Here is a 13,566-nt window from a genome sequence, read left to right on the forward strand (position 1 = left end):
GTCTCCTCGGCAAAGGAAAGGTTGGAAAAACTCAGAAATACGAACAAACAATGATATTGAAAGAAAGAATCGGCGACAATTACCTGAAATACCTGTTTACCGGGGTACTTTCAGCTTTGCTGGTTACGGGGTATGCGCAGGAAGTGGAAAAACAGCAGAAAGAAAAGGGACAACAGAATCAAAAAGGTATTGAAGGGCAAGTTCAAACAATGGATTCCATCGATGTTGTACGCGACTACCGACCGATGCTGGCCGATGCCGTCAAGGTGCGCCGGAGCCCGAATATGAAGCTTATCGACCGCGACGCGATCGAGACGGAACTGCGCCAGATCGCCACCAGCACCTATTTGGCACAACAAAAATACAAACAGGCATATTACCATGAGTTGATGAAACGTCATCCGGACGCTTCGCAAAGCAATATCGACAATTACCGCATTAGCTATCTGGCCTATGGGGCCGGCGAATACAAAAGAGCGAGCGGTATGATGGAATCAATGAAACCTTCGGATGCCTTTTATCAAGGAGCGATCATGACCTTGGGCCATATAGCCCTGGAAACGGGCGACAAGCAGGCGGCACGTAATGCCTTTGTCAAAGCGACGAAACTGGATCTCGATCGACAAGTGAAAGCCGATGCACTATTTAACTACGCCAAAGTCCTTCTTGCCATGGACTCCACCCAAGCCGCACAAAAAGTCCTCGAGAAATATATCGCCCAGGAAGATAAACCTGCTGATCCGGGGGCAAAAAAACAGGAAAGTCCGGAATCACTATCAGCTGAAATCTTGCGTGGGACGACCAACTTTCATGCTGGGGTCAGCCTACTGGAGTCGCTGAAGAAGCGAGGTCGGGAGGTCGATGCGATCTATCAAAAGGTAACCTATTACCGCGGACTGGAATTTTATAACGAGCGTGCTTTCGAAAATAGCATTTCCATGTTTATGCGTTCGGAAAAATTCCCGATCAATGCAGAAATGGCAGCCCTGGCTACCTATTGGAAAGCGGAAGCGATGTATGAAGTGCGCAAATTCGGGGAGGCCGTGGAAAATTTCTCCCATTTTCTGAGCTTATCCGCTGCAAGAGACAACGAGGTCTATAATTATGCTAATTATGGGCTGGCTTATGCTGCTTACCGAAATAACCGTTTCGCGCTGGCGGCCGATTATTTTGAGCGTTTTCTGAAGGCTGGAGGAAGTACAGTGGATGAAAATATACGGTATGACGTGATCGCACGTCTGGGCGATTCGTATCTGTGCCTGCGCGATTACGGCCGGGCCAATAGCTACTATGACAAACTGATCAACGGCAAAGCGCCTAATCAGGACTATGCCTACTTCCAGCGCGGTGTGATCTTTGGCCTACAGGGCGACAATGAAACCAAGCTTAGCACCTTGCGATCCGTTCTGAAACAATTTCCATCGTCCAACTATGCCGATGACGCGGCCTTTGAGATCCCTTACACCTATTTCACGATGGGCGATTATGAGAACGCGCTCAAAGGACTGCAAGGGATGATCGAGAAGTATCCGCGGAGCAGCTATGTCCCGCGTGCACTGATGACTATTGGACTCGTGCAGTACAATAATGATGAACCCGAACCGGCCAAAGCCACCTTCCAACAGGTGGTGGAGAAATATGCTCGAACTGCGGAGGCCGAACAGGCAATGCGTTTCATTGAAAACATCTACCTCGACCAGGGCGATGCCACAAGCTATATCCGCTATGCGATCGGTTCCAATGTCGGTAATTTGAGCCCTGCAGAGCAGGATGACCAGGCTTTCCAAGCAGCACAATCCCTCTTTGCTAGAGGAGAATACGGAGCAGCTGTGGAAGCGATCAACGCCTATTTTGATAAATTTCCGAAACCCAAACAAGAAAAATATGCACGTTACATCCGTGGGGTGAGTTCGTACAAGACCGGGCATCCGCAGGAAGCGCTGCACGATCTGAATATCATCCTGAACGACTGGACGAGTAAGTATACGGAGAATACCTTGCTGACGGTGGCTGCACTGTATCTGGAACTAAAGGAATACAACGAGGCTATTGTGCACCTCAAAAAATTGGAGCTAAATTCCGAATACAAGAAAAACTATGGCTACGCAGTAACCAACCTGATGATCTGTTATTTCGAACTCGGCGATATGGAGCAGATGGCCAAATATGTACAGTTTATAAAGGATTACGATGGTGCAACAGAGGAGGAAATTGCTAAGGCACACTTATATAGTGGCAGGGCCTTTCTGAAAGAAAAGAATATAGCGTCGGCCATGAAAGAACTCAATCTGGCTGCTCTGAAGAGCCAAACGGCGGTAGGTGCAGAGGCACGATACCGTGTGGGACAACTGCAGTATGATAACAAGGAATACGATAAAGCCCAAGAAACAGCTTTTGATGTGATCAACAACAGGGAAACCCAAGAATATTGGGTGGCCAAGAGCTTCGTATTGCTTGCAGATACCTATGCGCGTAAAGGCAATGCTTTCCAGGCGAAGAGTACGTTGAAAAGTGTGATTGAAAATTATGAAAAAGACGATGATATCGTCCCATCAGCAAAAGAGCGTTTACAGAAATTGAACAATAAGTAATAGCAATTTTTTGGCGATTGAAAAAGTGCCGTATCAAAATAGCTATTTTGATACGGCACTTTTTGTTTAATCCTAACAGTCAATAAAATCGAAGATCAAGACATTATAGCAGTTTTATTTCGAGAAAAAAGCATATACTGACTTTAGGTAGCAAATGCCAGAAGGACGAGCTTCCCATTAGGGGAAGCTAATTTCGTTCTATTTCCTGCATGACTAACGACGGTTCAGATAAATATTTTCTTAATTTCCTGATCGGTAAGTAGGTGAACAAAATCGATAATACACCTGCGAGCAGCGCATCTAAAATAGCCATTGCAGTCGCATTTAACTTGTAATGTGTAGATAGATTATGTTGTGCCAGTAGGAGACATAGGAATACCAATATACCCGTTACGAAGCCATGGATAATACACAGCTTCGTAATAAATTTATTCCTGTTCAGTTCACTGTCTACTGTTAATGCGATCGACTCCTGTTCTATGGCTGCGATCACCCGCTTGATAATATCCATTGTAAGAACAACAGGCAAAAATATTGCCATCGGTAGTGTCAGTCGAGCCAAACTTTGTGGGCCAGCAAAAAAGTGCGTATATCCCAGCTCCTGAAAGCTGGCGTAGGCAACTAGGAAATTGAAGAATACATTTGGCAGGATATAATAAATTGCGCGCTTCCTTAAAAAGCGCTTGAGCGTTGTTTTTTTTATTTTCTTTGATTCCGTAAACTTCGTCATGTGGAGTGCTATAGGGACAAGGTCATGATTGCGATCGCCTTATCTTTTATTTTAATCGCTTCTTCTTTTGGTAAAAAATCTTCATTGGACATAAACGTAAAATCCATTTGTTGATTGAACGTCGTTGCAACCAAGGTATTTGAATTCAACCAGGGGAAAGCCACTGTTGGACTGTATATGGTCTCCAGAACGAAGTTGTTGTACTTGTTTGGAATCTGGAGCTTACCCATATTGGATAGCGTGATGTCATGTCCTCCTGGGCTCGATTTTAACATAGAAATCATGCGCTCCACTAGCGGGTGCATCTGTTCCCCCATCCAGAGTAGCTCACCGGCTTGCATCTTTTCTATTTTTTGTGTGAGCGCCGTTTTGATATCTTTTGCAGTATCCACGACATTATCATTCCCCTTTTTTAGAGAAAGCTCCACCGTTGGTGCAAAAGCAAACATGTGGTCTTGTTTGATTTCTGGAATAAAGTGCCGGATATCAACAGGACTGATCACTTTATTTTTTGCAGCTTTACGTTGCACCTCCCGAAAAGCTTGCATAAATGCCGTGCATAGGAGTGCATGAACAGAAATGCTTTGGTCTTTACAGCTCTGGGTTATGGCAGCCGTTGTTTCTGCATCCAGTTTCCAGTGTATCGCATAGTTTTTTCCTAAATTTCTTTTTCTGCTCTTTCGTTGCAGGAAAAAGAAAAATCTTGCCAATAGCAAATAGAACTTGGCTTTGCGTGATTTTTTTTGAAGCTCAAAGCCCTGCGGCAGGAATTCATTAACCGATTCAAAGAGCTGGTAGGGCTCGAGTTCCCTATCGGGGTTATCCAATAGGCAAAGTAGCTCCCGCATCAATGTGACAATAGTGGTTCCATCACAGACACAATGTGGCAATACCCAAAGCAGTTCCGAAACGGAGTTACCTTTGATCCATACCAATTGGGCTAGCGGCTTATTATCCGCTTTAAAAGGGCGATACCATTCCCGTTCCGACTCCGTCAGCCAATCCATATCCGTTTGACGTTGGATAATATGGAGTGGAATAGATTCCATATCCTCTTTGACAGCAAACCGGGGCTGTTGCGCATCCTCTATGCAGATAGCCGATCGGAGCAATGGATGTTTTTGCTGAATTTTGGTGAGGGCATTCCGAAGATGTTCTTCGGCGATCTCCCCGTTGATCTTTGCAGCAAATACACAGTTTAAGGGTGTTTCGGTATCAACATACATGATCCGTTCCACCATCATTAGTTTTCTCTCGATCATGATGCTACCTGGTAATCTAATTGTTGTTTGATCTGATGGATGATCTCATCGCGGATGGCCAATGCTTCCGCCTGTGGTAAATAACCCTCACTTCCCATAAAGGAGAAATCCATTTGTCCACGAAAGGTAGAGGTGACCATGGTGGTTGTATTGCCCAAAGGACCAATGACCGAAGGACTGAAGATTGTTTCTAGGCTGAATGCCCGATATTGGTCCGGGATCTGTATGCGTCCCAGATTGGAGAACATACAGTCATTGGATGACTTGCCCCGTTTTAAGAGTCTGGTAAAGTTCTTTAGCGCATCGTGGGCAGATTCCATGACCATCATGGTGATATAAGGATTGAGCTTCGCTGTTTTGCGTTCCACTTCATCCTGCATCAACCGGAGGTTATCCAAAAAGCTCATTTTCTGGTTTGAAGACATGACAATCATTAATCCGAAAGCAAAAATATGGTCATCTTTTATCTGTGGTGCAAAACGCCTGATATCTACTGGACAGGAAACTTTATTGAATGCCGACGAGCCACGTACTTTCCGGAATGCCTCCAATACCGTTGCCCCCAGAAATGTATTGACGGTGACATCCAATGACTTGCAATGAGAAATAAGTTGCTTGCTGGTGGCTTGGTCAAACTTCCAATGAATTAAATAGTCCGTCTGCCGATCGACCGCTTTTCTGCCGACCGGAATACATTTAATAGCTAAAGCTGCTAATCGGCCAATTGTTTTTGCCTTAAATCGCTTCTTACCACTCTTTAAGATATGTTCGGGTACGACATCTTCAATACCAAGGATCGGATTTTCCAGTCCGATTTCTGCGGCCGGATTGTCCAGTACTTTTAGAAATTCATACAATAATGCCATGGCCGAGCCACCATCACATAAGCAATGATGGAAAACAAATAGCATATCTGAGACTTCTTCTCCCTTAATCCAGACAAATCGGATTAAAGGTTTCGTCTGATAATCGAAGGTCGAATGCCATTCTTTTTTGGATTCCTCTTGCCAGTCGACTTCACTTTTTCGGTTTACTAACCGTATCGGAATCGATACGGTTAGTTCCGGAACTTGAAACCAAGGTGTATTTTTCTCATCATGTTGGATAAGTGCCTGCAGCCAGGGATGTTTTTCCTGTAATCGGCTCAAGGCGTATTTGATATCTTCTTCGCTGAAAACACCACGTAGCCGAAAGGGAATGACGGCGTTGAAGGGTTCAGTTCCATCCCCCAACAGCATGCGCTCACCAAATAATAGTTTTCTTTTCATCGCCTACACCTGTGCCAATGTCAAACATTCTCGTTTCACAAAATCTTCCAATAGCGCTACCGCATGGTCGTTACCGCCAGCCGTTAGAAAGGTCTTCTGTACCTCCTTGGCGGCATTTCGATAGATGGGGTTTTCCAACAATTCAAACACGGTGTCCCGCAGCGCATCTATGCGCATACGTTTGTATCGGATGCTAAGCCCGCAACCCGCCTGCTCAATCAGTTTGGCTGTATGAAAATGATCATAGGCGATTGGTGTGATCAGCATGGGTAAACCATTTGTAAAAGTGTCGTTCACCGTATTGAAGCCCCCGTGGCAAATGACCATATCCATGTGTGGCATCAAAGCGGATTGGGGAACAAAGCCACTCACAATAAAATTGGAAGGCCATTCTTCAAATATTTCCGGCGGAGTAGCGGCAATAATTGTCACCGGCTGATCGGCAAAGGCCTCGATCAGTTTGCCGAAAAATGCTTTTCGAATATCTACGAGTAGAGTACCTAAGGATACAAATATTTTTGGAGTAGTACTGGCGGTCAAACGTTCCCAGTCAAAAGGGGTATTGTTTGGACGACCTTTGACCGGTCCGACAAATTTCATGTGTGGTGGTACCGTTTCAAAACCAGCAAAGGCTTGTGATGTAAATATCAGGTTGAGCTGATGAGAATGTATAAAGATTCCTTCATCATAAATTCCCACGACCTTTTGAAGGTCTTTGATCAGATTTTGCTGCCACTCAAATATCTTAGGAGCACTCTTCTCCGTGTCGCCCATGACATCCGGTGGAACGGGCGTTGTTGTCACACAAGGGATCTGATGTTTATGCGCGAATAGTGCGCCTCCAAAGGTGATACAGTCGTTTACGATCACATCAGGTTGCCAATGGCTGAGAAGACGTTCCAATCCCGGCATCATCATTTTTGCGATCGGGACATAGGTTTCTTCCAACGCCAGTTTCATGACTTCGGGACCCGAACAGGAGGGACCATCATCCTGACGTTTCAATAGCTGTTGGAGTTCCTCCTGAAAAGGTACTAGATCCGCTTCAGGATAGATATAACTTCCACCTTTAGGGATATGATGATCAGCTAATGGCGTTATGCCAAACCACCGGACTTCATGCCCACGGGCAAGGAGGCTTGCACCTACACTTAATGTTGGGCTGATGTGTCCAAAAAATGGTGGAACAACAAAGAGAAACTTAGCCGGTACATCCGCTCTTGAAGCGATAGGAGCGGCAGTTTGTTCCAAGAGATCTGCAGCGGTTTTCGTGCCACCCGCATCGACAAAAGATTGACGTACGGTATGTGCAGCTTCACGATAGGTTGGATTATTCAAGATGGTATGGACACTATCTTTTAAATGATGTGCTTTAAAGCGATTGAAATTCAGTCGTTCACCGGCGCCGGTACGCACTACGCGACCCGCGACATGCGACTGGTCGTAAGCGATCGGGATGACCACAAGTGGCAGACCCTGTGAAAGAGTTTCGGAAACCGTATTATGGCCACCGTGGCATACAACAGCATCCAGATATGGTAGCAGATCCAATTGTGGGATTTGTTGATAAATCATGAAGTTTTCAGGCCAGGCATCAAATAGCTGCGGATCTGAAACAACGACGACAGTCAGCTCTTCTCCCACAAATGCATCGATAACCTTTTGGAAAAATGATTTCTTATGGTCGTGATCAAAGGTAGTACCAATACTGACCAGGATTTTTTTTCGATTACTAGCATGTAGTTTATCCCAGTCAAATGCAGCCGATACCCGACGTTCAGCCAGGACAGGTCCTGTGAACTGATAGTTTGAGCTGAGATCCATCTCACCAAAGAAATAACGGGATGTTAAGACAAGCGTAAGCAAATCCGAGCAATCCAAAGATTTATTTCCCGTTACCCCGAGTTCCTGTTGTAAAGCAACGATCTGCTTTTCTTCCCATTCGTGTACCTTTGGAAGTTCACTGACAATTTTAATTGCTGCTGGAGCCGTGACAGTGGTCGCATAGCGGAGTCCCAGTTTTTTTGCAGCGATGGATGCCGCAAATAATTGATGGTCACCAATCACCAGATCCGGTGCAAATGTTTCTAATAAGGTAAGGATACCTTTATAGCAATGTCTATTTAAAGGGATAAGTACATCTTCATAAAGAAACTTGATGCTATCAATACCATAGACGATCTTTTTTGAAATGATATCGAGGTACTGTTCACTTTCTTTTTTTTCTTCATCCGTCTGGTCATATTGAATAAGCAAAAGCTTTCCGCCAGCTGGAAGTTTATCAGTTAAGTTTTTGTCAAGACTGATCCAGGCCACCTCATGTCCTCTTTCCAATAGTTCAGCACCAATGCTCAACGTCGGATTGACATGACCTGTCAGTGGGGGGACAACAAACACAAATTTAGCCATGGTTTTGTAATAAAGGGTTAGATAAAAAATCAACGATAGTTTCAGCTATCTGTGTAGGTTCTTGTATGGGGATATTGTGATCTCCCGGAATTAGTTCAAGTTGAGCACCAGATATTTTTGTTTGCAGCCATTCCCCCGTTGGTTTACAGTTTGATGTTTCTCCATATAACAGTAAGGTGGACGGTGGCAATGCTGTTGCATCCATTTCATGGAGGAAATATTTTTCCTTAATCATATCAGCTTTGATGCTCGTCTGGTTGAATAAAAACTCGTAAAGGCGATGATTTTTTTCAAATTGTCGCTTACCCATTTTCATTTTTGTTGTATCGGTAAAATTGGCAATATAATGTTCCAAAAATTCCTTACTATACTCATCGATGATGTTACGTGCTTTCTCATCCTGTGGATCCGGAGCCTCCATAACGACGAGTCGTTCCACACGGGTTGGGACCTGCAATGCCGTTTTAAGCGCAATTAGTCCACCAAAACTGTAACCCAGCAGATGGACGTTTTGAAGTTGTAGACTATCCAACAAAGCAATCAGATCCGATGACATATTTTCAAGATCATAGCCTTCCGATACACGTTCACTCATGCCATGACTTTTGAGATCATACATGACCACGTGGAAATGCTGCGCTAGGATCGGAGCAATATTAAAATAGTAAATAGAGAGGTTGCTGAACATGCCGTGGATCAGTACCACGGTATGTTCAGCACCTTTATTTAGTTCTTGTATGTGAACCTTTCTGTTGTTGACCGTAATTATTGGCATTCGTAGATATAATTGATGATCATGCGGAGGTCAAGATTGATCAGTTGATCCAGGTCCATCGAAGATAACCAGCCTGTGAAATCAATCTGGTCACCAAAATGTGCTTTGATTTTCTCTGAAAAAGAAACAATTTCTATGCTGTCCATTTCAAGATCCTTTGTAAAGGAACTTTCTGGTGTGATATCCATCTCTTCTACAAATTCTTCGCCGATAACTTCTGTTATAAAGCCTTTTAATAAAGAGAATAATTCTTCGTGATTCAATTTTGATGTCGTGTTTACAGTGTCCATCCGATAATATAATTTTGGTGTTTGATCGTTTTTATTTCTATTTGATTGATCCAGAGATGATCTCCCTGGATGCGTTCTACTTCATATCTTTTTGGGTTGCCCTGTAGGCCAGTCCCCAGAAATTTTCCGTAAGCTTCTTTCGCTACCCAAAAGCGGGTTGTCCATTCGGCCTGTTCCCTGTCTTTTAGCAATTCCATTTCAGCATCGGTAAAGACAAGTGGGTAAAAACCTGCACTGCGCTCCTCGATGAGTTCCATGTCAATACCTACAGGTCTGTCTTGACGGGCGATAGCCACGGCATCTTTTCCCTTGTGGGCCAGTGAGACATGAATATCTTTAGTCGCATCGCCCAGTAGATAAGGTTTACCGACTTCATCCGAGCGGATCTCAAACGTAATGGGATAGCAGGGAAGGTTTTTCTGATGGTTCAGTAGCTGGCGTACAGCATCTTTTACCGCAACACGGCTCACCATCCAACTTTTTCTGCGGTTGGGCAACAATTGTTGGTAGTGCTGTTTTTCCGTTTGGTTGAAATAGCGTTTCAGGATAAAGTCCCAGGAAGCTACACGGGTATAGGCTTGGTGGAAAAAGAAAACAGCTGGTGCGATTTCCGCTGAGAGACGGTTGTGCAATGGCGACATGGAAACATTCCATAATGCTTCGTCGATTTCCAATCGTCTATTTTGCCAGCCCCTGATCGAGCACCATGCTTTCCCGTTTCGTTGGAGCGTTATATTTGCGATAGCAAATTCATCGTTCAGATCAGTCAACATACAGGTGCACTCGAATAGGCCATCTTGGTCACGCATATCGTCGAAAAACTCGATTTCTTTGATTTTAACAGGAAATGCAATGCGATCTTTTGTCAATGTAAGCTGAAGCCACAAACCGAATAATTGTCCCGCATTATCCAATAGCGAGCCCTTTCCACCATTGCCCTTGATCTTGCCAATGATACCTTTTTTACCTACAGCGGTTACCTCCATAATCCCTTGATAGGCTGTTCCATGGAACATATGCTTATCATAGATTTCTTCGGAAGTACGCGTGATGGGCAGGGGCTCACCTATGGAAAGATCAAACTCTGGTGCGACGGGATATGCCGTAGACAGCGCTACCTCTGCATTTGCAAAATTCTCGATATCCAGATAGGCAAGTTGAGCGGAACGCCATTCGCCATTGACCATTTTCTCAAAAGGTTTGGCTACATTCATCCATTGGAACACACTCACGTGCATGATCTTATGGATCTTGGTAGCACGTTGTTCTGCCTGAGCGATTTCGGCCAGCAATTCAAAAATCATGGTCATCGGGATCACCGGTTCCATGTCCGCTACTTCTGGCCATCCCTGTGGTTGTCGCAGCAGACTATGATCGATCAGGTAGGGATGGCTGTCCAAATTAACCTGCAGCATTTTTGAAAAATGTCTGTCTACAGGTTTTTCTACAACAAGAGGTTTGGCGACAGTTACTGCACTGCTAGGAGCAGGTCGGTTCTGAAAGAGTGTCAATACTTCTTCCTGCATCCGGATCATATCGGCGATATTCTCCTGAAATGCCTGTACCAATGGATGATTGCTCTTTACAGCTGTTCCCGAGGTCAGTTGTGGCTGTACAGTATCAAAAGATTTTCCTAAGCTCTTGACCGCGTCGAAATTACGGACGATAGGCGAACCGAGCTGTAACTTCATGCCTTTGTTTGTCGCCTTTTTTATATGGTTTTGTACCGCCAGAAAATCCAGTGCCACTGTTTTCCCTTCTACAAATAAAGCCGCAACGACACGTTGTAGCTGAGCAAGCGCCGAACGTGTTACCACACTGGATGCTAGGGTGCTGAAAGCTTTTCCCTTTAAGGTATCGTCAATAAAGCCGATCAGTCCACCAGTACCCACTTGGATAAAGAACCGGACTCCCTCGTCATAAAGCTTTTCCGTTAGCTCGCGGAAACGGACCGGTTGTACAAGGTGTTCGGCACTCAATTGGCGGATGGCCTGTTGATCCGATGGGTAGGGCATTAGCGTGGTGGCCGACCACAAAGGGATCTTGGTTGGCTGAAACTGTACTTTTTCCATTCCTGCTAGGATCAGATCGAGCTTGTCTGCCACAAAAGGTGAGTGAAAACCCGACTGGAATGGCAGGATCTGATGAAATATCTGTTTCGCTTTCAACTGAGGTACAAGCTCTTCTAGAGCGGTATTGCTGCCGCATAGAATGACCTGATGTGGACAGTTGTCATTGGAAACATAAATATTGGGAATGTTGGTAATCAAAGGTGTAATTTCCTTCAGCCCGGTTCCGATGGCAATAAATTTGGAATCCTTGAGTTCAAAAGTCTTTGGGTGAAGGACATCAATAAGATCCTTGACCGAACTTGCTTCAGCTAGTTCCGAAGAATAGCCCGCCAGCCATTCACCTAAACTATGCCCAGCATTCATGTCCGGATATACCCCCAGTTTTTTTAGTGAATTGTCCAAAATGCTGCAAGAATTGAAAATAGCCAATGCATCATTCAGCAGTCCTTCACCTTCGGTTTGTATAGGTGCTGTCAGTCCAAAATAACGGCTGACCGACTCTACCTCTCCCTTGGCTAAGCCATCTAAACCAGGGAAGACGAAGGCAACCTTGCCACCCTCTTGTAATAATGGGGTAGAGGTATACCAGATATCCTGCTTGTTGCGCCAGGCTTTATCTTTAGAGACGATTTTGATTGCCTTTTCAATCCTTTCTGGGGTGGGATCAAATAGGGCGAGACGATAATTGCCTTCACCCACTGTTGTGTCGTTATGCTGTAAGGCAGAAATTAATTCCGCATGTGTTGGTCGGGCAAGTAACAATACGGGATCTTTTTTAGGCATATCATAGCCTGTTAAAACTACGTGCGCGTTAATACCGCCGAAACCAAAAGCATTTACCGCGGCCACTTTGGGCAGACCTGTCTTTGACCAGCTTTTTGCTTCCTGTACTGGAGCAAATCGCGTTGTCTGCATATCAGCGGTCGGGTTTTCGCAATAAAGGGTTGGTGGTAGTGTATCGTGATGTAGCGCCAAACAGGTTTTTATCAGGCCCGCTATTCCTGCCGCAGGCATGGCATGACCAATATTGGATTTGACCGAACCGATCCCAGCAACTGGCGCAGCCTCTTCTTTACCGAAAAACTGCGACAGTGTCTGTAGTTCAGTTTTATCTCCAAGAGGTGTACCTGTACCGTGTGCTTCCAGATAACCGATCTGTTTTTCGTCCAGTTCAGCATTTATCCAAGCCTGTTGTAAAGCTTTTAATTGCCCTTTCACCGATGGACTCATGACACTGGTGCCATGACCATCGCTGCTCACGCCTACACCTTTGATGACAGCATAGATTTTATCCTGGTCACGTACAGCATCTTCGAGTCGCTTTAATACAACAAAACCACAGCCTTCACCGATGAGTAAGCCATCGGCGTCCATGCTGAAAGGTTTGATCTGCTGGTTGTGAGAAAGGGCACCCAATTGCGCAAAGATGCTCCAGAAAGCAGCATTTTGTCCCGTATGTACACCGCCCGCAATCATGATATCACTACGGCCACGCTGCAGTTCCTGTACAGCATGGTCTACAGCGATCAGGGCGCTGGCACAAGCAGCATCTACAGTAAAAGCCACACCGCCAAGATTGAAGCGGTTGGCAACAAGCGAAGCCACAAGATTAGGGATTAAGCCCATAGCCGTATCAGCGGCAAAGCGCCCCTTGCGTTCCTGGAATGCTTGCTTTACCTTTTCGATATCAGCCGCTGGCACCTGCGGTAAAAGTTCCTGTAAAAGGGAGGAAATCTGTTCGCCAGTACGTACGATTTCTATGGCGCGGGTAGCCCCTGGGCCAGTATAATTTCCTTTCCCGATGACAATTCCCGCTTTTTCCAGTGATACCTGTTTTTGAAATACGCCGGCATCTTCCAGTGCTTTCTGTACCAGATCAAGCGTTAACAGGTGATCCGGCTCAGTTCCCTCAACAGCAAGTGGTAAAATGCCAAATGCCGTTGGATCAAACACATAGTCTGGGATAAACCCGCCACGTTTGCAATAAAAGCGATCCACCGTTCCAGGACCATCGCTAAAATGGATTGGGTCAATGCGATCGGCTGGAGCAAATTCAGTGGAATCGACCTTATTGATGATATTTTGCCAGAACATATTGGCATCCTGTGCCCCCGGAAAGACACAAGATAAACCAACGATGGCAACATCTGTTTTCTTCATAATCAATAG

Annotated in this window: 8 protein-coding genes; 1 reads left to right on the plus strand and 7 read right to left on the minus strand. The window is 45.1% G+C overall.

From position 1 onward, the window contains the following. Positions 1-50: 50 nt before the first annotated feature. Positions 51-2,591, plus strand: a complete 2,541-nt coding sequence (locus OGI71_RS23835) for a tetratricopeptide repeat protein (protein ID WP_282256164.1) — start codon at positions 51-53, stop codon at positions 2,589-2,591. Positions 2,592-2,778: 187 nt separating this feature from the next. Here the strand turns inward: OGI71_RS23835 and OGI71_RS23840 are convergent, their stop codons facing one another. From OGI71_RS23840 to OGI71_RS23870, 7 genes are read right to left on the minus strand one after another with little or no spacing between them, the layout of a single operon-like run. Beyond that, positions 2,779-3,321, minus strand: coding sequence for a hypothetical protein (locus OGI71_RS23840; protein WP_282252464.1), 543 nt, complete (start codon positions 3,319-3,321; stop codon positions 2,779-2,781). A gap of 8 nt (positions 3,322-3,329) precedes the next feature. After that, entirely contained in the window at positions 3,330-4,583 is a 1,254-nt protein-coding gene (locus OGI71_RS23845; RefSeq protein ID WP_282252465.1) for a condensation domain-containing protein, read from the minus strand. Then, complete coding sequence (locus OGI71_RS23850; protein WP_282252467.1) at positions 4,580-5,851, minus strand: condensation domain-containing protein; 1,272 nt, start codon at positions 5,849-5,851, stop codon at positions 4,580-4,582. Before OGI71_RS23850 ends, OGI71_RS23845 begins: the two co-directional genes overlap by 4 nt. A gap of 3 nt (positions 5,852-5,854) precedes the next feature. Beyond that, on the minus strand, positions 5,855-8,260 hold the full coding sequence (locus tag OGI71_RS23855; RefSeq protein ID WP_282252469.1) for a nucleotide disphospho-sugar-binding domain-containing protein: 2,406 nt from the start codon (positions 8,258-8,260) through the stop codon (positions 5,855-5,857). Further along, complete coding sequence (locus OGI71_RS23860; RefSeq protein ID WP_282252470.1) at positions 8,253-9,035, minus strand: alpha/beta hydrolase; 783 nt, start codon at positions 9,033-9,035, stop codon at positions 8,253-8,255. The genes OGI71_RS23855 and OGI71_RS23860 overlap by 8 nt, the downstream gene beginning before the upstream one ends. Beyond that, entirely contained in the window at positions 9,026-9,325 is a 300-nt protein-coding gene (locus OGI71_RS23865; RefSeq protein ID WP_104385668.1) for a phosphopantetheine-binding protein, read from the minus strand. The genes OGI71_RS23860 and OGI71_RS23865 overlap by 10 nt, the downstream gene beginning before the upstream one ends. Continuing rightward, a complete protein-coding gene (locus OGI71_RS23870; protein WP_282252473.1) occupies positions 9,313-13,557 on the minus strand; it encodes a beta-ketoacyl synthase N-terminal-like domain-containing protein in 4,245 nt (1,414 codons plus the stop codon). The genes OGI71_RS23865 and OGI71_RS23870 overlap by 13 nt, the downstream gene beginning before the upstream one ends. Between the last annotated feature and the right edge of the window lie 9 nt (positions 13,558-13,566).

The sequence above is a fragment of the Sphingobacterium sp. ML3W genome, from assembly GCF_029542085.1.
Taxonomy (GTDB): Bacteria; Bacteroidota; Bacteroidia; order Sphingobacteriales; family Sphingobacteriaceae; genus Sphingobacterium.